Below are 25,255 nucleotides of genomic sequence, written 5' to 3'. Positions count from 1 at the left end.
ATGAACCTGTCTCCCCTCAATCGGCGGCGCTTCGAACGGTTCAAGGCCAACAAGCGCGGCTGGTGGTCGCTGTGGCTGTTCCTGGTGCTGTTCGGCCTGAGCCTGGGCGCCGAACTGATCGCCAACGACAAGCCCCTGGCGGTGCGCTACGACGGCGAGTGGTATTTCCCTGCCTTCAAGCGCTACCCGGAAACGACGTTCGGCGGCGAATTCCCCCTCGAAGCCAACTACAAAAGTCCCTACCTGCGCGAACTGCTGGCGGCCAAGGACAGCTGGACGCTCTGGGCGCCGATCCCGTTCAGCTACCAGAGCATTAACTACGACCTCAGGGTACCGGCACCGGCGCCGCCTTCCGCGCAGAACTGGCTGGGCACCGACGACCAGGGGCGCGACGTGCTGGCGCGGGTCATCTATGGCTTCCGCATCTCGGTCCTGTTCGCCCTGACGCTGACCATCGCCAGTTCGATCATCGGAGTCATCGCCGGTGCGCTGCAGGGCTTCTATGGCGGCTGGGTGGACCTGGCAGGCCAGCGTTTCCTGGAGATCTGGTCCGGCCTGCCGGTGCTGTACCTGCTGATCATCCTGGCCAGCTTCGTGCAACCCAATTTCTGGTGGCTGCTGGGCATCATGCTGCTGTTTTCCTGGATGAGCCTGGTGGACGTGGTGCGCGCCGAATTCCTGCGTGGCCGCAACCTGGAATACGTGCGCGCAGCCCGCGCGCTGGGCATGCAGAACGGCGCGATCATGTTCCGCCACATCCTCCCCAACGCCATGGTCTCGACCATGACCTTCATGCCGTTCATCCTGACGGGCGCGATCGGCACCCTGACCGCCCTGGATTTTCTCGGCTTCGGCCTGCCTGCCGGTTCGCCATCGCTGGGCGAACTGGTCGCCCAGGGCAAGTCCAACCTGCAGGCGCCCTGGCTGGGTATCAGTGCCTTTACCGTGCTGGCGCTGATGCTCAGCCTGCTGGTGTTCATCGGCGAATCAGCCCGTGACGCCTTCGACCCGAGGAAATGACATGAGCCAGGACAATCTGATCCAGGTCCGCGACCTGGCCGTCGAGTTCGTCGCCGGCGAAAGTCGGCAACGGGTGGTCGAACACATCAGCTTCGATATCCGCCGTGGCGAAACCCTCGCGCTGGTGGGTGAAAGCGGCTCGGGCAAGTCGGTGACTGCACACTCCATCCTGCGCCTGCTGCCCTACCCGCTCGCCCAGCACCCCAGCGGCACCATCGTCTACAACGGCCGCGACCTGCTCACGCTGCCGGAAAAACAGCTCAGGCACATCCGTGGCAACCGCATCGCGATGGTCTTCCAGGAGCCGATGAGTTCGCTCAATCCGCTGCACAACATCGGCAAACAGATCGGTGAAGTGCTGGCCCTGCACAAAGGGCTCACCGGGGCTGCCGCTGTCCGGCGCACCCTGGAATTGCTCGAGCTGGTCGGCATCGGCGAGCCGCACAAGCGCCTCAAGGCGTTGCCGCACGAATTGTCCGGCGGCCAGCGTCAGCGGGTGATGATCGCCATGGCCCTGGCCAACGAGCCAGAACTGCTGATTGCCGACGAGCCCACCACCGCACTCGATGTCACCGTGCAGCTGAAGATTCTCGAACTGCTCAAGAACCTGCAGGCGCGACTGGGCATGGCCCTGTTACTCATCAGCCATGACTTGAACCTGGTGAAGCGAATTGCGCACCGGGTATGTGTCATGCAGCGCGGTCGCATCGTCGAACAGGCTACGTGCGAAGAATTGTTTCGAGCGCCCCAGCACCCGTACACCCAAGTTCTGCTAGGTGCCGAACCCAGTGGCGAGCCGGCGGCGACACGGGTTGGCGAACCGATTCTGTCGGTCGACGACCTGCGCGTCTGGTTTCCCGTCAAGAAGGGATTGCTGGGTCGTACCGTGGATCACGTCAAAGCCGTCGATGGCATCCAGTTCACCCTGCCCCGTGGGCAGACCCTGGGTATCGTTGGCGAAAGCGGCTCGGGCAAGTCCACGCTGGGCCTGGCGATCATGCGTTTGATCGCCAGCCGTGGCTCGATCCGCTTCCAGGGCACTGCTCTGGACGGCTTGGCCCAACAGCAGGTGCGACCGCTGCGCAAGCAGATGCAGGTGGTCTTCCAAGACCCGTTCGGCAGCCTCAGCCCACGCATGAGCGTAAGCCAGATCGTCGGCGAAGGCCTGCGAATACACAAGATCGGCAACGAAGCCGAGCAGGAACAGGCTATCATTGCCGCGCTCGAGGAGGTTGGGCTGGACCCGCAGACCCGCCATCGTTACCCTCACGAGTTCTCCGGCGGGCAACGGCAACGTATCGCCATTGCCCGGGCCTTGGTTTTGAAACCGGCGTTGATCCTGCTGGACGAGCCCACATCGGCGCTCGACCGCACCGTTCAACGCCAGGTAGTGGAGCTGTTGCGTTCACTGCAACTGAAATACAACCTGACCTATTTGTTTATCAGCCACGACCTGGCGGTAGTCAAAGCCTTGAGCCACCAACTGATGGTGATCCGGCACGGTCAGGTCGTCGAACAAGGGGCGGCGCGGGCTATCTTTGCCGCGCCGCAGCACCCTTATACACAGCAGCTGTTGGAAGCAGCCTTCTTGGCCCCAACGGCTGTCGATTAACCTGAAGAGGAACAACACATGGGTTTTCTCGCCGGTAAGCGCGTCCTGATCGTCGGTGTCGCCAGCAAACTGTCCATCGCATCCGGCATTGCTGCCGCCATGCATCGCGAGGGTGCTGAACTTGCCTTCACCTACCAGAACGAAAAGCTCAAGGGCCGCGTCGAAGAATTCGCCGCCGGCTGGGGCTCGAGCGCCGATCTGTGCTTCCCGTGCGACGTGGCCAGCGATGTTGAAATCGCCTCGGTCTTCGAAGCCCTGAGCAAGAAGTGGGATGGCCTGGACGTCATCGTTCACTCCGTCGGTTTCGCCCCTGGCGACCAGCTCGATGGCGACTTCACCCAGGCCACCACCCGCGAAGGCTTCCGCATCGCCCACGACATCAGCGCCTACAGCTTCGTGGCACTGGCCAAGGCCGGTCGCGACATGATGAAAGGCCGCAATGGCAGCCTGCTGACCCTGTCGTACCTGGGCGCCGAGCGCACCATGCCCAACTACAACGTCATGGGCATGGCCAAGGCTTCGCTGGAAGCGGGCGTGCGTTACCTGGCCGGCTCCCTGGGCCCGGAAGGCACGCGCGTCAACGCCGTATCGGCTGGCCCGATCCGTACCCTGGCAGCCTCGGGCATCAAGAACTTCCGCAAGATGCTCTCCGCCAACCAGGCGCAGACCCCGCTGCGCCGCAACGTCACCATCGACGAAGTCGGCAACGCCGGCGCGTTCCTGTGCTCCGACCTGGCGTCGGGCATCAGTGGCGAAATCATGTACGTGGACGGCGGCTTCAACACCACCGCCATGGGTGATATCGAAGAGTAAGTCGTCAGGCTGCACTCGATCGAAGAAAACGCCGCTCACCTCGAGCGGCGTTTTTTTACCTGAGATTCAGAAATCTCCGTAGGAGCGGTCATCGGCCGCGAAAGGGCGCCGCCGATGCCTGGACAAACAAAAGGCCGCATACGCGGCCTTTTGTTCAAACATCCATCACCTCAATACTTGGTGATGTCCGCCTTGGTTTCCAGCAACTTGCGATACGCGGCAAAATCCTGCTGCCCCATGCGCGACGCCAGGAACCGGCGATACTGGGTCTTCTCTTCATCGCTGGGTGCTGCCGCCTCGTTCACGCCGTCCAGGCGCAGAATCACGAAGCTGCCATCCTTGAGCGACACACTGGTGAATTCGGGCTTCTCCTTGGCTTGTGGCTTGGGCATGCGGAACAGCGCCTGCAGCTCGGCCGGCTCGATGCCGTCCTGACCGCGGGTGACCGCCTCCAGCACTTTCCACGACTGCCCGTCCTGACGGGCAGCCAACGGCACCTTGCCGTCACGCAGACCGGCCAGCAACGCTTCGCCCTTGGCCTTCACCTGGGCTGCAGCGTGCTGCCTGGCCAACTCGGTGCGGATCGGCCCGGATACGGCTTCCAGCGGCAGCTGCGCAGGCTTGCGATGCTCCTTCACACGCACCACGACCATGGTTTCCGGATCCAGCTCGAGCGCGGCGCTGTTGGAACCCTCTTCCAGCACTTCGGGGCTGAACGCAGCCTGGACCACCGCGCGACTCGCCGTGACGCCCTGGCTGCCGCCGTCCCTGCCGAATGGCTCGGAGGTCTGCACCTTGAGGCCCAGCTCCTGAGCCGGCTGACCGAGGTCGGAGGCTTCGAACGCCGAGTCTTCCAACTGCTTGGTGGCGGTGACGAAGCGCTGTTCCACTTCCTGGGTCTTGAGGTCGCTGGTGAGCTTGGCCTTGAGGCTGGCAAAGGTCGGTACGTCCGGCGCCTGCACGTCTTCAAGCTTGATCAGGTGCCAGCCGAAATCGGTGCGCACCGGCGCCGACACCTGGCCCTTGCTCAAGGCATTGAGCGCCGTTTCGAACGCCGGGTCGTACACGCCATTGCCGGCGAAGCCGAGATCGCCGCCATTGTTGGCCGAGCCTGGGTCCTGTGAGACTTCCTTGGCCAGCTTGGCAAAATCCTCGCCCTTGTCCAGGCGCGCCTGTACTTCCTCGATCCTGGCCTTGGCCTGCGCGTCATCGAGCTTGTCGTTGACTTCGATCAGGATGTGCGCGGCACGGCGCTGCTCGGACAGGTTGGCGATCTCTTTCTGGTAGGCGTCCTGGAGGTCCTCGTCCTTCACGGTGATCTGGTCGAAGAACGAAGACTTCTTCAATTCGACATAGTCGATGACCACCTGATCGGGGCTCATGAACTCCTTGGCGTGTTCGTCGTAGTGCGCCTTGATCTCCTCGTCGGTGACCTTGGTCGCCGACGGGTCAGCCTTGAAGGTCAACGAAGCGAAATCGCGGGTCTGCTTCTCGAGACGGGCGAACGCGGCAACCTGCTCGTCGGTCACGAAGCTGCTGCCTGCCAGGCCGGCGCGCAGCTGGCTGATGAGCATCTCTTCGGAGAGCATCTGGCGGAACTGCAAGCGGCCATAACCCATCTGGCGGATGACCTGGTCGAAACGTTCGGCGCTGAACTTGCCGTCAACCTGGAATTCCGGTGTCTGCAGCATGATCTGGTCGAGCGCGCCTTCGGAGAAGGCGAACTTGGCGTCATGTGCGCCTTGCAGCAGCAACTTGCGGTCGATCAGGCCCTTGAGGGCCGCTTCGCGCAGCATCTTGTCGTCGAGCAGGGCCGGATCGAAATCCTTGCCCAGCTGTTGCATCAGCTGGCGACGTTGCATCTCGGTGGCCTGGCTTAGCTCGTTCAAGGTGATCTCGTCACCGTTGACCTTGGCAGCGTCCTGGCTATGGCTGGCGGCCTGGAAGATCGCGTCGAAACCGGTAAGCGCCATCAACACGATGATCAAACCGATGATGGTCTTGGCAATCCAGCCCTGGGAGTTATCCCTGATGTTCTGCAGCATGCATCCCCCGAAAACGGTCGTACAGATAGAGCGACCGCGGAGAGTAATAGGAATCCGGATAGAAGAAAGGCGCATCCGAGGATGCGCCTTCTCGTAACTCGCGGAGCTTGCTCAGCTCCACTCCTGTTGCCGGCATGGCCTGGCAGCAGGTAGCAAAGGCGTGGCCGAAGCTTAGTTGACAGCTTCTTTCAGGGCTTTACCGGCTTTGAAGCTGGGCTTCTTGGCAGCCGCGATTTCCAGCGCCTTGCCGGTTTGCGGGTTGCGACCGGTGCGCGCCGGGCGATCAGTCACGGAGAACGTACCGAAACCTACCAACACAACCGAATCACCGGATTTAAGGGCGCCCGTCACGGATTCGATCACGGCGTCCAGCGCCTTGCCAGCTGTAGCCTTGGAGATATCAGCAGATGCGGCGATTGCGTCAATCAGTTCCGACTTGTTCACTATAAGTCCCCTTATATCGATATTTTGAGTTGTTTCTAAGTATGTGGTGAAACGTGCGCCGGGTGGCTGTCGAGACAGCAAGTGCCGCTTTATAACAAGGGCTCTAAAAAACTGTCAAGAAAGCCACCCAGTCAAATCAAGGCTCAATGCGTGCTGATTCGTTCCTTGGAATCCGTATCGCGTTTCTCATCCTTGGCGACAATCTCGGGAGCCACATCGGGCAAGGGCTCAGGCGCGTATTGCAGCGCAATTTGCAGGACTTCGTCAATCCATTTAACAGGTTTAATCTGCAGATCCTGTTTGATATTGTCGGGAATTTCCTTGAGATCGCGCACGTTTTCTTCAGGGATGATTACAGTCTTGATTCCACCACGATGGGCCGCCAGCAACTTCTCTTTGAGGCCACCGATGGCCAATACCTGGCCGCGCAGGGTGATCTCGCCGGTCATGGCGACATCGGCACGCACCGGAATCTTGGTCAGGGCCGAAACCAGCGCAGTGCACATGCCGACACCGGCACTCGGACCGTCCTTGGGCGTGGCGCCTTCGGGCATGTGGATATGCGTGTCGTGCTTCTCATGGAAGTCCGGCGCGATACCCAGGCTCTTGGCGCGGCTGCGTACCACCGTCTGCGCCGCCGTGATGGACTCGACCATCACGTCACCCAGCGAACCGGTCTTGATCAGCTGGCCCTTGCCGGGAACCACGGCAGCCTCGATGGTCAGCAACTCGCCGCCCACCTGAGTCCAGGCAAGGCCGGTGACCTGACCCACCTGGTCCTGCTGCTCGGCCAGGCCGTAGCGGAACTTGCGCACGCCCAGCAAGTGCTCCAGCGATTCGGCGGTGACCTTGACGGTGAATTTCTTCAGGTGTGCATGTTCCTTCACCACCTTGCGGCAGATCTTGGCGATCTGACGCTCCAGGCCTCGCACGCCCGCTTCGCGGGTGTAGTAGCGAATGATGTCGCGGATCGCCTCGACGTCGATCTCGACTTCGGTCTTTTTCAAGCCGTTGGCTTCGATCTGCTTGGGCGACAGGTACTTGATCGCGATGTTGATCTTCTCGTCTTCGGTGTAGCCGGGCAGACGGATCACTTCCATCCGGTCGAGCAACGCCGGCGGAATGTTCATCGAGTTCGAGGTGCACAGGAACATCACGTCGGAAAGGTCGTAGTCGACTTCCAGGTAGTGATCGTTGAAATTATGGTTCTGCTCTGGATCGAGCACTTCCAGCAGCGCCGAGGCCGGATCGCCGCGCATGTCGCTGCCCATCTTGTCGATCTCGTCGAGCAAGAACAGCGGATTGCGGACCCCCACCTTGGTCATCTTCTGAATCAGACGACCAGGCATCGAACCGATGTAGGTACGACGGTGACCGCGAATCTCGGCTTCGTCGCGAACACCGCCCAAGGCCATGCGCACGAACTTGCGGTTGGTGGCATGGGCGATGGATTCGGCCAGGGAGGTCTTGCCCACACCGGGCGGCCCGACCAGGCACAGCACAGGGCCACGGATTTTCTTCACGCGCTTTTGCACGGCGAGGTATTCGAGGATGCGTTCCTTGACCTCTTCGAGCCCGTAGTGATCGGCATCCAGAATGCTTTCGGCGCGTGCCAGGTCGAGGCGCACCTTGCTCTGCGCCTGCCAAGGCACCTGCACCAGCCAGTCGATATAAGTCCGCACCACCGTTGCTTCTGCAGACATCGGCGACATCTGCTTGAGCTTGTTCAACTCGGCCGTGGCCTTGGCCAGGGCGTCCTTGGGCAGGCCCGCCGCGTCGATGCGCTTTTTCAGCTCTTCGACTTCGTTGTGCCCTTCCTCGCCATCGCCCAGCTCTTTCTGAATGGCCTTCATCTGCTCGTTCAGATAGTACTCGCGCTGGCTGCGCTCCATCTGCTTCTTGACCCGCCCGCGAATGCGCTTCTCGACCTGCAGCAGGTCGATCTCGGCATCCAGCAGTGCCAGTACGTGTTCGACACGCGCCGGCAACTCGATGATCTCGAGGATCTCCTGCTTCTGTTCGATTTTCAGCGCCATGTGCGCGGCCATGGTGTCGACCAGGCGGCCAGGCTCATCGATGCTGTTCAGCGAGGACAGCACCTCGGCAGGGACCTTCTTGCCCAGCTGCACGTACTGCTCGAACTGGCCCAGCAGCGTGCGCACGAACACTTCGGACTCGCGATCCGGCGCATCGACTTCGTCGATCAATTGCACTTCGGCGCGAACGTGGCCGTTGATCTCCAGGAACTGCTCGACGCTGCCGCGCTGCTCGCCTTCGACCAGCACCTTGACGGTGCCGTCAGGCAGCTTGAGCAGCTGCAGAACGGTGGCAACGGTACCGACACGGTACAGGGCGTCCTCACCTGGATCATCATCGGCGGGATTCTTCTGCGCGAGCAAAAGGATCTGCTTTTCGCCAGACATCGCCGCCTCGAGGGCTTCGATGGACTTCTCACGACCCACAAACAGCGGGATAACCATATGCGGATAGACGACGACATCACGCAATGGCAGGAGAGGCAATTCGATGGTTGTCTTCATGATTTCGCCTCTACAGCGGCCCCGAAGGCCGTAAACAGATGGAATTGAGCATGCCTTCAATGTGGGGGCTCGCCCCGCAAAAAACAAGTTCACTGTCTGAAAAACGAAAGGGGCCCGTAGGCCCCTTCCTTGTTCCAGCTCAGATTGTCGATCAGGCGTCGGGTGCAGCCTTCGCCGGCGGCTCGCTGTTTTCGTAGATCAACAGCGGCTTGGACGTCCCTTCGATCACGCTCTCATCGATGACCACTTTGCTTACATCGGTCTGCGAAGGAATTTCATACATGGTGTCGAGCAGAACGCCTTCGAGAATCGAACGCAGGCCTCGCGCACCAGTCTTGCGCTCAAGAGCACGACGAGCAACGGACTTCAAGGCATCGCTGCGGAACTCGAGATCCACGCCTTCCATTTCGAACAACTTGCCGTACTGCTTGGTCAGCGCGTTCTTCGGTTCGGTAAGGATCTGGATCAGTGCCGCCTCGTCCAGTTCGTCCAGCGTTGCCAGAACCGGCAGACGACCGACGAACTCGGGGATCAGCCCGAACTTGACCAGATCGTCCGGCTCCACTTCACGCAGCGACTCGCCGACCTTCTTGCCTTCCTGCTTGCTGCGCACCTGGGCACCGAAACCAATACCACCCTGGGTGGAGCGATTCTGGATGACTTTTTCCAGGCCGGAAAATGCACCACCACAGATGAACAGGATGTTGCGCGTGTCGACCTGCAGAAACTCCTGCTGAGGATGCTTGCGACCACCTTGCGGCGGTACCGAGGCAACGGTGCCCTCGATCAGCTTCAACAGCGCCTGCTGCACGCCTTCGCCCGAAACGTCACGGGTGATGGACGGGTTGTCCGACTTGCGCGAAATCTTGTCGATTTCGTCGATGTAGACGATGCCCATCTGGGCTTTCTCTACGTCGTAGTCGCACTTCTGCAGCAGCTTCTGGATGATGTTCTCGACGTCCTCACCCACGTAACCGGCTTCGGTCAGGGTGGTGGCATCGGCGATGGTGAACGGAACGTTGAGCAGGCGAGCCAGTGTTTCAGCCAGCAAGGTCTTGCCCGAACCGGTCGGGCCGATCAGCAGGATGTTGCTTTTGCCGAGCTCGACGTCGTCGTTCTTCTTGTCACGCTGGTTCAAGCGCTTGTAGTGGTTGTACACCGCTACCGCCAGAACCTTCTTCGCGCGCTCCTGGCCAATCACATACTGATCCAGGATGCCGCTTATTTCTTTGGGCGAGGGCAATTTATGCGCGCTGCTCTCGGCCTGGGCTTCCTGCACCTCCTCGCGGATGATGTCGTTGCACAGGTCGACGCACTCGTCGCAGATAAAGACCGAGGGGCCGGCAATCAATTTGCGCACTTCATGCTGGCTTTTGCCACAGAAGGAGCAATAGAGCAGCTTGTTGCCGTTGTCCTCGCCGTTGCGGGTGTCAGTCATTCGATCGATCCAAATCCGATAGGCTTGCAACACAAGATGAAGGCTATTGCGGGCTTTTTCAAGCCCACAGGTGGCTGACATGGCCACCACCCCCATCTGGCTGCTTAGGCGGGCAAGTTGCGCTTGGACATCACAGAGTCGATCAAACCGTAATCGACCGCACGCTCGGCGCTCATGAAATTGTCGCGGTTGGTGTCCTTCTCGATGGTCTCGATGCTCTGGCCGGTGTGGTGCGCCAGCAGCGAATTGAGACGCTCGCGAATGAACAGGATTTCCTTGGCATGGATCTCGATGTCCGAGGCCTGGCCCTGGAAACCGCCCAGCGGCTGGTGAATCATCATGCGCGAGTTGGGCAGGCAATGACGCTTGCCCGCGGCGCCACCGGCAAGCAGGAACGCGCCCATGCTGCAGGCCTGGCCGATGCAGGTGGTGGACACGTCCGGCTTGATGAACTGCATGGTGTCGTAGATCGACATCCCCGCCGTCACCGACCCGCCTGGTGAGTTGATGTAGAGATGGATGTCCTTGTCCGGGTTTTCCGCCTCAAGGAACAGCAACTGCGCGGCGACTAGGTTGGCCATGTAGTCTTCCACAGGGCCGATCAGGAAGATCACTCGTTCCTTGAGCAGGCGCGAGTAGATGTCGTACGCACGTTCGCCACGAGCCGATTGCTCGATAACCATCGGGACCAGGCCGCCTGCGGCCTGGATGTCAGAGCTCTGCTGAATATAAGAATTGCGGGACATGTCTCGCACTCACTCCCAAATAGTCATGTCTTGAATACGCATAAGCCAGCGCGAAGGCTGGCTTATGGTGTTTTCGAACCTCAGAGAACGATCACTCGGCTTGTGCTGCTTCCGCCGGCTTGACCGCTTCTTCGTAAGAGACCGACTTGTCGGTCACCTTGGCTTTCTGCAGAACAGTATCCACAACTTGTTCTTCCAGCACAACCGAACGGACTTCGTTCAGCTGCTCATCATTTTTGTAGTACCACGATACAACTTGCTCAGGCTCCTGGTAGGCCGAGGCCATTTCCTGGATCAGCTCGCGCACGCGTGCTTCGTCCGGCTTGAGTTCGTTCTGCTTGACCACTTCGGCAACGATCAGGCCCAGCACGACGCGACGCTTGGCTTGCTCGGTGAACAGCTCGGCCGGCAATTGGTCAGGCTTGATGTTGCCGCCAAACTGCTGCACGGCTTGAACGCGCAGACGGTCGACTTCGTTGTCGAGCAGCGCCTTGGGCACTTCGATCGGGTTGGTCGATACCAGACCGTCCATGACCTGATTCTTGATCTTGGCCTTGATTGCCTGACGCAGCTCGCGCTCCATGTTCTTGCGAACTTCGGCGCGGAAGCCGTCGAGACCGGTTTCCTTGATGCCGAACTGGCCGAAGAACTCTTCGTTCAGCTCTGGCAGTTTGGCTTCGGAAACGCTGTTGACGGTGACGGTGAACTCGGCGGCCTTGCCGGCCAGCTCGAGGTTCTGGTAGTCCTCGGGGAAGCTCAGGTTCAGGACCTTCTCTTCACCGGCCTTGGCGCCGACCAGGCCGTCTTCGAAACCAGGAATCATGCGGCCCGAACCCAGAACCAGCTGGGTACCTTTGGCGGAACCACCGGAGAACTCTTCGCCTTCGATCTCGCCGACGAAGTCGATGTTCAGCTGGTCTTCGGTCTGCGCGGCGCGATCGGTCTGCTCGTAGCGTACGTTCTGCTTGCGCAGCACTTCGAGCATGTTGTCCAGGTCGCTGTCGGCGACGTCGGCGCTCAGACGCTCGACTTCGATGCTGTCGAACGCGCCGACTTCGAACTCGGGGAACACTTCGAAGGTGGCGATGTATTCCAGGTCCTTGCCCTTCTCGAACACTTTCGGCTCGACGGCGGGTGCGCCGGCTGGATTGAGCTTCTGCTCGACCACGGCTTCATAGAAGGAAGCCTGGATGACGTTGCCCAGGGCTTCCTGGCGCGCGTCAGCCTCGTAGCGCTGACGGATGACGCTCATAGGCACCTTGCCTGGACGGAAGCCCGGGATCTTGGCGTTACGGGCGGTCTGTTGCAGACGCTTGTTGACTTCGGCCTCGATGCGCTCGGCGGGAACGCCGATGGTCATGCGGCGCTCGAGAGCGGAAGTGTTTTCAACAGAAACTTGCATGGATTTTCCTCGTTGCACAGACGTTAGCCGGCCATTTCCGACCCCAGATCAAGGGCAAGCATTCTAGAGGCTCGAACTCAAGAAGTCACCCTATGCACATGGATGCGCACAAAGTCGCTGAAGAAACCGTCAAACGGCAGCAAAAGAAGGCTGGCCCAGGCCTGCAAATGCCCTGACGGACAAGTTTTGCAAGATAATCTCAGGCTCGCTGGTATCCTATGCAAAGGATAAAGCCATTACCTTGCACTTCCACGTGGAGATCTCGGCCATTCTGTCGCTTCCCGTAGCAACCTCTATTCTTGCAGGACCCTCATGGCCATAAGCCCTGACACGCCGGTCTCCCTCGCCAATTGCGAGGACGAGCCCATTCATCGGCCCGGGGCCATTCAGCCTCACGGCGCGCTGATCGCACTGGACGGCGAAGGTCGCGTGCTGACTCGCAGCGCCAACCTGATGGCCATCACCGGATTGGATGTATTGCCGGGCACTACCCCGAACAGCGAACTGCTGGGCGCCGATGCCCTGGCCTTGATCGCCGAGGGCCTTGCCAGCAGTGATCACTGGGCGAACAGCGTCGAGAGTGTCCTGCTTGGCCGCCTGTTCGACGTGGTTGCCCATCGCCATCTGCAGGTCCTGTATCTGGAGTTCGAACCGCGTCGGACCGCCAGCGGCTCGTTCAGCCAGTTCGCCCTGTACGCGCAGCGCATCATCAGCCAGATGCAGAACCGCCACGACATCGACGCACTGCTGAGCCGCGTGACTGCCGAAATCCGCAACATGACAGGTTTCGACCGGGTCATGGCCTACCGTTTTCGCCCCGACCTGTCTGGCGAAGTCATCGCCGAGGCCCACCGCGAAGACCTCGAGAGCTACCTGGGCCAGCGCTACCCGGCATCGGACATCCCTGCCCAGGCACGCCTGCTTTATATACTCAACCCGATTCGCCTGATCGCCGACGTGGCCTATGCGCCAGCGCCGTTGACGCCGTCCTTGGATCCACGGACCGGCCAGCCGTTCGACCTCAGCTTCAGCACCCTGCGCAGCGTTTCGCCGATTCACTGCGAATACCTGACCAACATGGGCGTGCGCGCCTCGATGAGCGTGTCGATCGTCGTCGGCGGCAAGCTGTGGGGGCTGTTCTCCTGCCATCACATGGCACCCAAGACGATGGCGCATCCATTGCGCATGTCTTTTCAGGTCATCTCGCAGGTGTGCAGCGCGCTGGTCGAGCGGTTGGAGCACAACCTGGCCACCCAGACCTTGAAGCAGGCGAGCGACCAACAACAAAAACTCATGACCCTGGCGCGCGACTCCGAAGACCTGGTCAGTGCATTGGCGGGCGAGCCGGACAACATTGCCGCGCTGATACCCTGCGATGGCGCCGCAGTGGTCATGTCGGGTCGCACCCAAAGCATCGGCGGGCACTTCGACCCACTGTGTCGCCAGGTGCTGGAGCACGTCGAGCAGGACCCGAACCTCGAGGTCTTCCACACCGACAATTGGCAGGGTTCAGAGAGTGAACGCAATACCAGCGGCTACTGCGGCATTCTGGCGGTCCGTTTCCATCGCCAGGAATCGGGCTGGGTGATGTGGCTGCGCAAGGAAGAAATCAACAATGTGCGCTGGGGCGGCAAGCCGGAGAAAATCATCAAGGTCGGGCCGTCCGGGCCACGCCTGACGCCACGGGGCTCCTTCGAGGCTTGGGAAGAAGTGGTGCGTGGGCGTTCGGCCAACTGGGGCGATACCGATATCACCATTGCCGAGAAGCTGCGACGCGACCTGGTCGAATTGTGCCTGAGCCGTGCCAGCGAGATCGATGGCATGCGTCAGCGCCTGATCGCCATGCTCGGCCATGACCTGCGCAATCCGCTGCAGTCGATTTCCATGGCTGCGGCCATGTTGTCCTCGAGCGAGACGCGCGACACCGAACTGCGCAAGCACATCAGCCACTCCAGTGGTCGCATGGAACGGCTGATCAGCCAGATCCTTGAGATGAGCCGCCTGCAGTCCGGCCTCGGCATCATGGTCAATCGGGTTGAAACCGATCTGTCGGCGCTGGTCGAAAGCATCGTCGATGAGACAGCGGTGGCTTTCCCTGGCCTGACCATCGAGGCACGCATCCAACCGGATGTGCGCGCCATGGTCGATCCGGACCGCTACGCGCAGGTCATCACCAACCTGCTGGGCAACGCCCGCTACCATGGCACGCCGGATACGCCGGTACTGATCAGCTTGAGCACGGAGCAAAACAACACGCGGCTGTCGGTCCTCAACCAGACCACCCCGGTGGCCCCCGAGCGCCTGTCGACGCTGTTCCAGCCGTTCAAGCCGCACAGCAGTGAAAACCTGCGCAACAAGAACGGCCTGGGGATCGGGCTGTACATTTCTCAGGCCATCGCGGTTGCGCACAGTGGCAACCTGAGCGTCGAGCAGAACGGCAATGTCATCACCTTCAGCATGGTCCAGCCCGTGGAGGCGTGACTCGTCGACTGAAACGCAGACACGAAAAAGCCGCCCGAAGGCGGCTTTCACGTTGCGCAGCAGGCCTAGGCCTGACTGTACGGGTTGGTGCGGACGAAGAGACTCGAACTCTTACACCTTGCGGCGCTGGAACCTAAATCCAGTGTGTCTACCAATTCCACCACGTCCGCGTGTAGCTTTTAAAGCAAAGGCGCCGGATCGGTAAGAATCGGGCGCCTTTCGGAATATGGGGTGGACGATGGGGATCGAACCCACGACAACAGGAGTCACAATCCTGTGCTCTACCAACTGAGCTACGCCCACCATATTGCGTTTACTACATTACTTGTGCCAAAGCTGCCTAATGGCGCACCCGGCAGGACTCGAACCTGCGACCATCCGCTTAGAAGGCGGATGCTCTATCCAGCTGAGCTACGGGCGCTTTTGAGTCTGTAGTCCTTGCAGATTACAAATCCAGAGCTTCAGTCGGTGATGACAAACAAGCCTTGAAACCGCCTGTTTTGCTCTACCTTCTTCACCAGTGCTAGGCCCTGCCCGACAAGTGCGACGAATGTTATAGGCGAGCCTTGGGGTCGTCAACTCTTTTTTGAAAAAAATTCATTTAATTAAAGGGCTTAGGAGGTTTCGCGAAGCAAGCGCCTTTGCCCTGGGCGTGCGACATGCGAGAATGCGCGCACATTTTCATTCCTTTTCGATGGTTAATCACGCGTCATGACTGCACAACTTATCGACGGCAAGACGATCGCCGCCAACCTGCGTCGGCAGATCGCTCATCAGGTTGCCGAGCGTCGTCGGCAAGGCCTGCGCACGCCGGGCCTTGCGGTGATTCTGGTGGGTACCGACCCCGCTTCCCAGGTCTATGTTTCGCACAAGCGCAAGGACTGCGAGGAAGTCGGTTTCGTTTCCCGGGCCTTCGACCTGCCGAGCACCACCTCGCAGATTGAGCTCGAGACGCTGATCGACACGCTCAATGCCGACACCGAGATCGACGGCATTCTGTTGCAGTTGCCGCTGCCCGAGCATCTGGACGCCTCGCTGCTGCTCGAGCGCATCCGTCCGGACAAGGACGTCGATGGTTTCCATCCCTATAACGTCGGCCGCCTGGCCCAGCGCATTCCGTTGCTGCGTCCGTGCACGCCCAAGGGCATCATGGCCCTGCTGGAAAGCACTGGCCAGGATCTGTATGGCATGGACGCGGTAGTGGTGGGTGCCTCCAACATCGTTGGCCGACCGATGGCCATGGAGTTGCTGCTGGCAGGCTGCACCGTGACCGTGACTCATCGGTTCACCAGGGACCTGGCGGGCCACGTGGGCCGCGCCGATCTGGTGGTGGTTGCCGCGGGCAAGCCAGGGCTGGTGAAGGGCGAATGGATCAAGGAAGGTGCGATCGTGATCGACGTGGGCATCAATCGCCAGGCCGATGGCAAGCTGGTGGGCGACGTGGTGTATGACACTGCCCTGCCCCGTGCCGGCTGGATCACTCCAGTCCCAGGCGGCGTAGGTCCGATGACCCGCGCCTGCCTGCTGGAAAACACCCTGTATGCGGCAGAAACGCTGCACCAGTGACGTAAGCCCTGATGCGCGCTGCATCCGTTGCACCGCAGCGCGGCTTTCGCGGCCGCTGACCGCTCCTACGGGGCATCAATCTTCCGTGGGAGCGGCCTGTGGCCGCGAAAAGAACGGCGCGGTGTGGCAGGCCAATCGCAGCGCGGCTTTCGCGGCCGCTGAGCGCTCCTACGGGGGTATCCATCTTCCGTAGGAGCGGCCTGTGGCCGCGAAAAGAACGGCGCGGTGTGGCAGGCCAATCGCAGCGCGGCTTTCCTGGCCGCTGACCGCGCCTGCGGCTACTTTCTTGCATCCTCCCACGATTTGACCAGTTCGGCGTAGCCCACGGTCTGACCTTGAGGTTTTTCGTTGGCCAGTTTGGGCTTGGGTGCGCCGGGCTGGTCGAACCAGTACTGGGCGTCGCGCTCGGGGTTCATCTTCGGCCCGCACACGGGTTGCACCTTGCTGCGTTCCAGGCGCGTCATGATCGCGTCCTGGTCCTTGGCCAGGCCATCGAGCGCCTGCTGTGGGGTCTTCTCGCCGCTGGCTGCCTCGGAAATGTGGCTCCACCACAACTGCGCCAGACGCGGATAGTCAGGCACGTTGGTGCCGGTCGGGGTCCATTGCACGCGAGCCGGGCTGCGGTAGAACTCCACCAGGCCACCCAGCTTGGGTGCCAGATCGGTCATGGCCTGGGAATTGATGTCCGATTCGCGAATCGGCGTCAGGCCGACGATGGTCTTTTTCAGCGAGACCGTCTTCGACGTCACGAATTGCGCATACAGCCATGCCGCCAGGCGCTGTTTCTCGGGCGTCGACTTGAGGAAGGTCCAGGCGCCGGTGTCCTGATACCCCAGCTTCATGCCCTCTTCCCAGTACGGGCCCTTGGGCGAAGGTGCCATGCGCCATTTCGGCGTGCCATCGCCATTCATCACCGGCAGGCCAGGCTTGGTCATGTCTGCAGTGAAGGCGGTGTACCAGAAGATCTGCTGGGCGATGTTGCCCTGGGCCGGTACCGGGCCGGATTCGGAGAAGGTCATGCCCTGAGCTTCGGGCGGTGCGTAGGCACGCATCCAGTCGACGTATTTCTGCGTCGCATAGACGGCTGCCGGGCCGTTGGTGTCGCCGCCACGGGTCACGCTGGAACCCACCGGATGGCAGTCCTCCACGCGAATGCCCCACTCGTCCACCGGCAAGCCGTTGGGCAGGCCCTTGTCGCCACCGCCGGCCATGGAGAACCAGGCATCGGTGAAGCGCCAACCCAGCGAGGGGTCTTTCTTGCCGTAGTCCATGTGCCCGTAGATGCGTTTGCCGTCGATTTCCTTGACGTCCTCGGAGAAGAACTTGGCGATGTCCTCGTAAGCCGACCAGTTGACCGGGACACCGAGCTCGTAGCCGTAGATTTCCTTGAACTTCTTCTTCAGTTCGGGGCGGTCGAACCAGTCGGCACGGAACCAGTACAGGTTGGCGAATTGCTGGTCGGGCAGTTGATAGACCTTGCCGTCGGGCGCGGTGGTGAACGAGATGCCGATGAAATCCTTGAGATCGAGGGTGGGCGAGGTGGCCTTCTTGCCCTCGGGACTGGCCATCATGTCGGTGATCGATTCGCTCTTGCCGTAGCGAAAGTGGGTACCGATCAAATCCGAATCGTTGACCCAGCCATCGTAGATGTTCTTGTCCGACTGCATCTGCGTCTGCAGCTTCTCGACCACATCGCCTTCCTGCAACAGGTCGTGGGTGAGCTTGATCCCGGTGATCTCGCTGAACGCCTTGGCCAGGGTCTTGGCTTCGTATTCATGGGTGGTGAGGGTTTCGGACACCACGTTGATGCTCATGCCTCGGAACGGCTTGGCGGCCTCGATGAACCATTGCATCTCCGCCATCTGTTGCTCGGGCGTGAGGGTGGATGGCTTGAATTCGGCGCCTACCCATTTCTTCGCCGCGTCTTCATAGGCATCCGCCCAAGCCGCGGCGCTCAGCCCGGCGCACGCCAGCGCGGTCGCCAGGGCAATGCTATGTCGCAGTTTGTTGTTGTTCTTGTACATAGTGACCTCCTGTTTGGAATTTTTGCGTCGCGCAGACCCGTGTGGCTCAGCCCCAACGCATTACCGCCAGCAACCACACCAGGGACAGCGCCGAGGCGACCCAGATGCTCCAGTCGGTAACGCCGATCACCAGCAGGTGCAGGTAGGCGCTACCGAGAAGACCGATGAACAACCGATCGCCGCGAGTGGTCGCGATCGGCAGGAACCCGCGCCGCTCGGTGCAGGGCGAGCGCAATTCGTAGAGCGTCATGCCGGCGAGCAACAGCGCGATGGCGCCGAAGAACAGGGCAGTCGGTAGAGTCCAGGCCATCCACTCCATCACAGGCTCCTCATACGCGGCCCAGGGCGAAGCCCTTGGCCACATGGTTGCGAACGAACCAGATCACCAGCATGCCGGGCACGATGGTCAGCACGCCGGCCGCAGCCAGCACACCCCAGTCGATGCCCGAGGCTGAAACGGTACGGGTCATCACCGCCGCGATCGGCTTGGCATTGACCGAAGTCAGGGTGCGCGCCAGGAGCAATTCCACCCACGAGAACATGAAGCAGAAGAAGGCCGTTACACCGATACCCGAGCCAATCAGCGGCATGAAGATCTTCACGAAGAATTTCGGAAAGCTGTAGCCATCGATGTAGGCGGTTTCGTCGATCTCCTTCGGCACGCCGGACATGAAGCCTTCGAGAATCCACACCGCCAGCGGTACGTTGAACAGGCAGTGCGCGAGCGCGACGGCGATGTGCGTGTCGAACAGGCCGATGGATGAGTACAGCTGGAAGAACGGCAGCAGGAACACCGCAGGCGGCGCCATGCGGTTGGTCAGCAGCCAGAAGAACAGGTGCTTGTCGCCTAGAAAGCGGTAACGCGAAAACGCATAGGCCGCCGGCAGCGCGACGCTGAGCGAGATCAGCGTGTTGAGGCTCACGTAGTACAGCGAATTGATGTAGCCGGTGTACCAGCTGGGGTCGGTGAAGATCACCCGATAGTTGGCCAGGGTGAATTCGTGGGGAAACAGGGTCAGCCCGCCGAGGATTTCACCGTTGCTCTTGAACGACATGTTCAGCAACCAGTAGATGGGCACCAGCAAAAACAGGATGTACAGCAGCAGGGGGATCAGTTTGCGCTTGCTCATGGCTGCCTCAACCTTGCTTGTCGTTGTGGGTCATGGCGGTATAGAACAGCCATGACACCAGCAGAATGATCAGGAAGTACACCAGCGAGAAGGCCGCAGCCGGGCCCAGGTCGAACTGACCCACGGCCATCTGCGTCAGGGTCTGGCTGAGGAACGTGGTGGCATTGCCCGGCCCACCACCGGTCAGCACGAAGGGTTCGGTGTAGATCATGAAGCTGTCCATGAAGCGCAGCATGACCGCGATCAACAGCACGCTTTTCATCTTCGGCAACTGGATGTGCCGGAACACCGCCCAGTTCGAGGCGCGGTCGATACGCGCAGCCTGGTAGTAGACGTCGGGGATCGCGCGCAGGCCCGAATAGCACAACAGCGCCACCAGCGAAGTCCAGTGCCACACATCCATGACCAGCACCGTGACCCAGGCGTCCACGGTGTTGGACGCATAGTTGTAGCTGATGCCCATGGCGTTGAGCGTGTAGCCCAGCAAGCCGATGTCGGCGCGGCCGAAGATCTGCCAGATGGTGCCTACCACGTTCCACGGAATCAGCAGCGGAATGGCCATGACGATCAGGCACAGCGACGACCAGCGGCCCTTGGCCGGCATGGTCAGGGCGATGGCGATGCCCAGGGGTATCTCGATCAGCAGCACGCAGCCCGAATAGATGAACTGGCGCAGCAGCGAATCGTGCAGGCGCGGGTCCTGGAGGACCTGGCGGTACCAGTCGGCGCCAACGAAGTAGCGGCTGGACTGGTCGAAGATGTCCTGCACCGAATAGTTGACCACGGTCATCATCGGAATCACGGCGCTGAACGCCACCAGCAGGAACACCGGCAGCACCAGCCACCAGGCCTTGTTGTTCTGAACCTTGTTCATGGCTTCACCTCCAGCAGGCGGTCATCGGCATAGACCATCAGCCACTGCGCGGGAAAGCTGATGAACACCGTGCCCTCGGGCACGGTGCGGTCCTCGGGCAAACGCACCTTGAAGGTCTGGCCGCCGAGCAGCAGGGTGAGAATCTTGTAGGTGCCCAGGTCTTCCAGATGGACCCGTTCGCTGTGCAGGGCCGCCTCGAAGCCTTCGTCCCAGACCCGGATGAACTCCGGACGGATGCCGATCTGCAGGCGTTGCCAGCCGCCCTGGGCAATGCGCGCCTGCAAGGCCTCCGACAAGGGCACATGAATGCCGCCGAAACCGACCCCACCACGCTCGGGCTGGACATCGACGAGGTTCATGCCGGGGCTGCCGATGAAGTAGCCGACGAAGGTGTGCGCCGGTCGCTCGAACAGCTCGCGCGGGGTGCCGAACTGGACGATCTGACCGCCGTACATGACCGCGATCTTGTCGGCGAAGGTGGATGCCTCGAGCTGGTCGTGGGTAACGTAGACCATGGTGATGTTGAACTGCTCGTGGATCTGCTTGAGCTTGCGCCGCAGTTTCCATTTCAGGTGCGGGTCGATGACCGTCAGCGGTTCATCGAAGAGGATCGCCGAGACGTCGTCGCGTACCAGGCCACGGCCCATCGACACTTTCTGTTTTTCGTCGGCACTGAGATTGCGCGCCTTGCGCTGCAGCAAGCGTTGCAAGTCGAGCACCTCGGCCACTTCCTGCACCCGAACCTTGACCTGTTCCTCGGACTTGCCCTGGTTGCGCAAGGGGAATGCCAGGTTGTCGAATACCGTCATGGTGTCGTACACCACCGGAAACTGGAACACCTGGGCAATGTTGCGCTGCTCGGGCGGCAGTTCGTTGACCACTTTGCCGTCGAACAGCACCTGCCCGTGGGACGGGCTGAGCAACCCGGAAATGATGTTGAGCAAGGTCGATTTGCCGCACCCGGACGGGCCGAGCAAGGCGTAGGCGCCGCCCTGCTCCCAGATGTGATCCATCTCGCGGATGGCATAGTCTTCCGGCCCAGCCGGGTGGGCGCTGTAACTGTGGGCCAGGTGCTGCAGACGTATCTCGGCCATCAGGCAGCCCTCGCTACACGCAGGCCGGGAGCCTGGACCAATTGCCCGTCGCGCTGGAACACGAACAGCTTGTGGGTCGGGATGTACACCGGTATGGCCGCGTCCACCGCATAGTCGTGGACGCCCGGCAGATGCAGCACCAGCGAAAAGTACTCGTTGCGTACGTGCAGGAACGTCTCCGAGCCGCTGATCTCCGCAAGCTCCACGGTTACCGCCAGTTCCAGGTCGTCGTCATTGCTGGGGGTCAGGCCGATGTGGCTGGGTCGCACGCCGAAGCGGTAATCGCCATCGGGGACGCCGGACAGGTCGAGATTGCGGGCGAAGTGAACGAAGTTGGCGAAGCTGACTTCCTGACCACCGATGCGACCTTCGATCAGGTTGATCGGCGGTTCGGAAAACAGCTCGGCCGCGAGCACCGTGGCCGGCCGGTGGTAGACCTCCGGCGTCCTGCCACTCTGAATCACCCGCCCCTCGTGAAGAATGGTGGTGGTGCCGCCCAGCGCCAGGGCTTCGTTGGGTTCGGTGGTGGCGTACACGGCAATGGTATGGCGGGTCAGGAACAACTCGCGCATCTCGAAACGCAGTTCTTCGCGCAGCTTGTAGTCGAGGTTCACCAGCGGTTCGTCGAACAGGATCAGTTCGGCATCCTTGACCAGCGCGCGGGCCATGGCCGTGCGTTGTTGCTGGCCACCGGACAATTCCAGCGGGTGGCGCTTGAGGAACGGCTCGATCCGCAACATGCGTGCGGTCTGCAACACGCGCTCCTCGATCTGCTCGCGGGCCATGCCGGCCTGGCGCAGCGGCGAGGCAATGTTGTCGAAGACGGTCATGGTCGGGTAGTTGATGAACTGCTGGTAGACCATGGAGACGTTGCGCTGGCGCACCGGTTTGCCGGTCACGTCCACACCGTTCATCAATACGCGGCCCTGGTCAGGTTTGTCCAGGCCGGCCATCAGCCGCATGAGGCTGGTCTTTCCAGACAGGGTACGTCCCAGCAGAACGTTGAACGAACCGGGTTCCAGCACCAGCGACGCATTGTCGATGTACAGCTGATTTTCCACACGACGAGTGACCTGCTCGAGCACAAGGGACATGGCGGCGCCTTTTTTATTATTGGAAGCGGTTGCGGCTTCGCATCGGTACGACTGCTGGCAAACCCAGAGCGATAAGCGTGCCAATTGCCGCCAGTCAAGGCTGAAAGCGCCAGCCAAACGGTTCGAAGGTATGTGTCCAAGGCAGGCGGGGTTCATCACTGAACAAAAATGAACGCCTGGCGCATTGACAATGAACAACCGTGAACAACACTGCATGAACAAAAACAACAAGGCCGCGTGCCGGGATACTCGAACCATGTCCGTATCCAATCCAATGCTTGCCCATGACCGGCTCATCCACGATTCCTGGGCACGCTGTCGCGAAGCGGGGCTCGAGCACCATCACGCGCCGCGCTTCGAGCCGCTGCCACGGGCCGCGCTGCAACAGATGCTCGAACGCCACCAGGCGCTGCTGCACACCACCCATCGCGAGGTGTTGCCCTACTACGAACACATCCTGGGCAATTCGCGCTGCCTGATTCGGCTGGCCGACCCGCAGGCGCGCGTGCTCAGGTCGTGGGGAGAGCAGCCGGGCGCTACCCACAGCCATGCCGGTTTCGTCCCCGGCGCGTCCTGGCTGGAAACATCGGCCGGGACCAATCCGATCGGCACTGCGCTGGCCTGCCGCCAGGCCGTGCACGTCGAGCCCGACGAGCACTTTCTGCTTGCCAACCGCTTGATGAACGGCTCGGCGTCACCGATATTCGACGCGCAACGGCGAATGGTCGCAGTGCTGGACGTTTCCAGCGACAGTCACCTGCCGCCTTCGCACACGCTCGGGTTGGTGAAGATGATGAGCCAGACGGTGGAGAATCGCCTGATTCTCGAGGCGTTCGCCGACCGGCATCACCAATTGATCTTCAATACCGGAGTCAACAACCTCGACAGCCAGTGGGCCGGACTGCTGGTCTTCGACGACAACGGTTGCGTGCTGGCCGCCAATCGTCGTGCCGACAGCCTGCTGGGTGTCGAGCTTCCGGGGTTGACCGTGCAGCAGGTGTTCCGACTGACGCCGCAGGCACTGCTCGACCACCCGCCGGAGCGCACGTTCGCCCTGCAACCGCCAGGGCGCAACCGGTTGCAGTGTCTGCTCAAGAAGCCGGTTTTACCGTGCCCGGCGCCGGCTGCAGCGCAACGTGGCACCGACCCGCGCCTGGACAAAGCCATGCAGCAGGGTCTGCGCCTGCTGGAAAAGGACGTGCCGTTGTTGCTGCGCGGCGACACCGGTACCGGCAAGGAAGTGCTGGTCAAGGCTCTGCACCGGGCCAGCAGCCGCGCGTCTTGCCCGCTGATTGCGGTCAACTGTGCGGCGATTCCCGCCGAGCTGGTGGAGTCGGAACTGTTTGGCTACGAGCGTGGTGCCTTCACCGGTGCCAGCCAGAAGGGCAGCCCTGGCCTGGTGCGCAAGGCCGACAAGGGCATTCTGTTCCTCGACGAGATCGGCGACATGCCGTTGCCGACCCAGGCGCGGCTGCTGCGCGTATTGCAGGAGCGCTGCATCCAGCCGCTGGGCTGTGGCGACCCGATACCGGTCGACATTCGTCTGATTTCCGCGACCCATGAGGATCTGCGCCAGCGGGTGCAGGCCGGCTTGTTCCGCGAAGACCTCTACTACCGCCTGGCTGGCATGACCCTGCACCTGCCGACCCTGCACGCGCGCAGCGACAAGCGCGAGCTCATCGAACAGGTGTGGGAGTCGCACCGCGAACCCCAGCAGAGCGCCGGTTTCAGCGCCGAGGTGTGGGCCGCATTCATGGCCCACCCATGGCCTGGCAACGTGCGTCAGTTGTCTGCGGTGGTCAAGGTCGCCCTGGTCCTGGCCGATGAGGAGGTGATAGGCCTGGACCATCTGCCCGAGGATTTTCTTCGCGAGGCGGGCCAGCTGCCGGCGCAGGAACAGGCCTTGCCGCGCCCGCTGCTGACCCTGGCCAAGGTCAGTGACCTGGGCGAACTGCTGCAGGCCAGCGACGGCAACATCTCGCGCCTGGCCAGGCGCCTGGGAGTCAGCCGCAATACGCTTTACAAGCGTCTGCGCGAACAGGGGCACGCCGGGCACGCCGGCCCTTCAGACCTTGCCGAAGGTCTGCGAGGGCCTGCGCAGGGTCGGGTCGAAGGGGTTCAGACGTGGGCCGATGGCAGCAGCTTCGCGCTTGAGCAGTTCGACCACGGTGGGTAGACGGTCGGGGCCAAGTCGATCGCTGATGGTGGCTACACTGAGGGCCGCCACCGCGTGGCCGTTGCGGTCGAGTATCGGCACCGCCAGGCCCGCCATGCCGGGCAGCACGCCGGTGTTGCGCGCGGCATAGCCGAGCTTGCGCACGCTGTCGACTTCCGAACGCAACAGCACCTCGTCGTACAGGTGCAGGTCCCTGAGCCGGGGCAGGTTGTAGTGGATCACGGTTTCGCGCTCGTCTTCGGGCAGGAACGCGAGGATCGCCAGGCTGCCTTGCCCTACCCCCAGCGCAACGCGGCCACCGATGTCGCCGGTGAAGGTGCGTATCGGGTAGGGCCCTTCGCTGCGGTCCAGGCAGATGGCATCGAAACCACTGCGCGCCAGCAGAAACAGCGAGTCACCCAAAGACGCCGACAGCCGCAGCAGGCTGGGGCGCGCCAGCTCGCGCAGGTTGCTGCCATTGCCGGCGCGGGCGGCCAGGGCGAAGAACTCCAGGCTCAGCCGATAGCGCTTGCTGCGTACATCCTGCTCGACCATGCCCTCCTCTACCAGCCCGCGCAACAGGCGGTGCGTAGTGGGTTGCGACAGGCCGATGCGCTCGGCGAGCTGGATGACGCGCTCGCCCTCGGCGGGCGCTGCAGACAATCCACGCAATACGGCAAACAACCGGGAGACACCGCCTGTGCCTGGCTCCGAATTCCGCTCAGTGGAATCGTTATTCATGTTTTATTCATCCGATTTCATTGAAAGGATTAATCC

At 61.4% G+C, this 25,255-nt stretch carries 18 protein-coding genes, 3 tRNA genes and 1 pseudogene; 6 read left to right on the top strand and 16 right to left on the bottom strand.

Annotation, left to right across the window (positions count from 1 at the left end):
* The 3 genes from IFT76_RS09845 to fabI are packed head-to-tail and all read left to right on the top strand — an operon-like array spanning position 1 to position 3,445.
* Positions 1–1,020 (top strand): ABC transporter permease, encoded by a 1,020-nt coding sequence (locus IFT76_RS09845; protein WP_122476003.1) that lies wholly within the window; start codon positions 1–3, stop codon positions 1,018–1,020.
* A gap of 1 nt (position 1,021) precedes the next feature.
* A complete protein-coding gene (locus IFT76_RS09840; RefSeq protein ID WP_192058150.1) occupies positions 1,022–2,632 on the top strand; it encodes an ABC transporter ATP-binding protein in 1,611 nt (536 codons plus the stop codon).
* 18 nt (positions 2,633–2,650) lie between these two features.
* Positions 2,651–3,445: an enoyl-ACP reductase FabI gene (fabI, locus tag IFT76_RS09835; protein WP_192058149.1), complete on the top strand. Its 795-nt coding sequence runs from the start codon at positions 2,651–2,653 to the stop codon at positions 3,443–3,445.
* 170 nt (positions 3,446–3,615) lie between these two features.
* Here the strand turns inward: fabI and IFT76_RS09830 are convergent, their stop codons facing one another.
* The 6 genes from IFT76_RS09830 to tig form a co-directional block, all read right to left on the bottom strand.
* Positions 3,616–5,490, bottom strand: a complete 1,875-nt coding sequence (locus tag IFT76_RS09830) for a SurA N-terminal domain-containing protein (protein ID WP_185794481.1) — start codon at positions 5,488–5,490, stop codon at positions 3,616–3,618.
* A 171-nt stretch (positions 5,491–5,661) separates the two neighbouring features.
* Positions 5,662–5,934: an HU family DNA-binding protein gene (locus IFT76_RS09825; protein WP_049858847.1), complete on the bottom strand. Its 273-nt coding sequence runs from the start codon at positions 5,932–5,934 to the stop codon at positions 5,662–5,664.
* Positions 5,935–6,077: 143 nt separating this feature from the next.
* Positions 6,078–8,474: an endopeptidase La gene (lon, locus tag IFT76_RS09820; protein WP_192058147.1), complete on the bottom strand. Its 2,397-nt coding sequence runs from the start codon at positions 8,472–8,474 to the stop codon at positions 6,078–6,080.
* 151 nt (positions 8,475–8,625) lie between these two features.
* The gene (clpX, locus tag IFT76_RS09815) at positions 8,626–9,912 is read right to left on the bottom strand and encodes an ATP-dependent Clp protease ATP-binding subunit ClpX (protein ID WP_122476011.1); all 1,287 of its coding nucleotides are present in this window, start codon (positions 9,910–9,912) and stop codon (positions 8,626–8,628) included.
* A 104-nt stretch (positions 9,913–10,016) separates the two neighbouring features.
* Positions 10,017–10,658 carry an ATP-dependent Clp endopeptidase proteolytic subunit ClpP gene (clpP, locus tag IFT76_RS09810; protein ID WP_122476013.1) on the bottom strand — a complete coding sequence of 214 codons (642 nt, stop codon included), beginning with the start codon at positions 10,656–10,658 and terminating at the stop codon, positions 10,017–10,019.
* A gap of 91 nt (positions 10,659–10,749) precedes the next feature.
* On the bottom strand, positions 10,750–12,060 hold the full coding sequence (gene tig / locus IFT76_RS09805; RefSeq protein WP_192058146.1) for a trigger factor: 1,311 nt from the start codon (positions 12,058–12,060) through the stop codon (positions 10,750–10,752).
* A gap of 312 nt (positions 12,061–12,372) precedes the next feature.
* Here tig and IFT76_RS09800 point away from each other — a divergent pair, with 312 nt between their 5' ends.
* Positions 12,373–14,541 (top strand): GAF domain-containing protein, encoded by a 2,169-nt coding sequence (locus IFT76_RS09800; RefSeq protein ID WP_192053282.1) that lies wholly within the window; start codon positions 12,373–12,375, stop codon positions 14,539–14,541.
* 85 nt (positions 14,542–14,626) lie between these two features.
* Here IFT76_RS09800 and IFT76_RS09795 read toward each other — a convergent pair.
* From IFT76_RS09795 to IFT76_RS09785, 3 genes are all read right to left on the bottom strand, one after another.
* Positions 14,627–14,711, bottom strand: a tRNA-Leu gene (locus IFT76_RS09795).
* A 57-nt stretch (positions 14,712–14,768) separates the two neighbouring features.
* Positions 14,769–14,844, bottom strand: a tRNA-His gene (locus tag IFT76_RS09790).
* A 41-nt stretch (positions 14,845–14,885) separates the two neighbouring features.
* Positions 14,886–14,962: transfer RNA gene (locus IFT76_RS09785), tRNA-Arg, on the bottom strand.
* Positions 14,963–15,252: 290 nt separating this feature from the next.
* On the opposite strand from IFT76_RS09785, the gene folD reads away from it, so the two are divergent.
* Positions 15,253–16,107, top strand: coding sequence for a bifunctional methylenetetrahydrofolate dehydrogenase/methenyltetrahydrofolate cyclohydrolase FolD (folD, locus tag IFT76_RS09780; RefSeq protein WP_192053191.1), 855 nt, complete (start codon positions 15,253–15,255; stop codon positions 16,105–16,107).
* A 278-nt stretch (positions 16,108–16,385) separates the two neighbouring features.
* On the opposite strand, the gene IFT76_RS09775 is transcribed toward folD, so the two are convergent.
* From IFT76_RS09775 to IFT76_RS09750, 6 genes are read right to left on the bottom strand one after another with little or no spacing between them, the layout of a single operon-like run.
* Positions 16,386–18,131: an ABC transporter substrate-binding protein gene (locus IFT76_RS09775; RefSeq protein ID WP_192058144.1), complete on the bottom strand. Its 1,746-nt coding sequence runs from the start codon at positions 18,129–18,131 to the stop codon at positions 16,386–16,388.
* 46 nt (positions 18,132–18,177) lie between these two features.
* Positions 18,178–18,450, bottom strand: a complete 273-nt coding sequence (locus IFT76_RS09770) for a DUF2160 domain-containing protein (protein ID WP_192058142.1) — start codon at positions 18,448–18,450, stop codon at positions 18,178–18,180.
* 10 nt (positions 18,451–18,460) lie between these two features.
* Positions 18,461–19,261, bottom strand: a complete 801-nt coding sequence (locus IFT76_RS09765; RefSeq protein WP_122476020.1) for a carbohydrate ABC transporter permease — start codon at positions 19,259–19,261, stop codon at positions 18,461–18,463.
* Positions 19,262–19,268: 7 nt separating this feature from the next.
* Positions 19,269–20,135: a carbohydrate ABC transporter permease gene (locus IFT76_RS09760; protein ID WP_122476022.1), complete on the bottom strand. Its 867-nt coding sequence runs from the start codon at positions 20,133–20,135 to the stop codon at positions 19,269–19,271.
* Positions 20,132–21,229 (bottom strand): ABC transporter ATP-binding protein, encoded by a 1,098-nt coding sequence (locus IFT76_RS09755; RefSeq protein WP_192058140.1) that lies wholly within the window; start codon positions 21,227–21,229, stop codon positions 20,132–20,134. The genes IFT76_RS09760 and IFT76_RS09755 overlap by 4 nt, the downstream gene beginning before the upstream one ends.
* Positions 21,229–22,323, bottom strand: a complete 1,095-nt coding sequence (locus tag IFT76_RS09750; RefSeq protein WP_192047815.1) for an ABC transporter ATP-binding protein — start codon at positions 22,321–22,323, stop codon at positions 21,229–21,231. Before IFT76_RS09750 ends, IFT76_RS09755 begins: the two co-directional genes overlap by 1 nt.
* A gap of 256 nt (positions 22,324–22,579) precedes the next feature.
* Between IFT76_RS09750 and IFT76_RS09745 the strand changes: the two are divergent.
* Positions 22,580–24,364, top strand: a pseudogene (locus tag IFT76_RS09745) (sigma-54-dependent Fis family transcriptional regulator); the annotation flags it as partial.
* Positions 24,365–24,388: 24 nt separating this feature from the next.
* Here the strand turns inward: IFT76_RS09745 and IFT76_RS09740 are convergent.
* The gene (locus IFT76_RS09740) at positions 24,389–25,219 is read right to left on the bottom strand and encodes an IclR family transcriptional regulator (RefSeq protein WP_192058136.1); all 831 of its coding nucleotides are present in this window, start codon (positions 25,217–25,219) and stop codon (positions 24,389–24,391) included.
* Positions 25,220–25,255 lie beyond the last annotated feature (36 nt).

Origin of the sequence: Pseudomonas sp. CFBP 13727 (genome assembly GCF_014841915.1) — a bacterium.
Taxonomy (GTDB): domain Bacteria; phylum Pseudomonadota; class Gammaproteobacteria; order Pseudomonadales; family Pseudomonadaceae; genus Aquipseudomonas; species Aquipseudomonas baltica.
The sequence above is the reverse complement of the archived record's forward strand: the minus strand, read 5'-3'. Positions and strand labels throughout refer to the sequence as shown.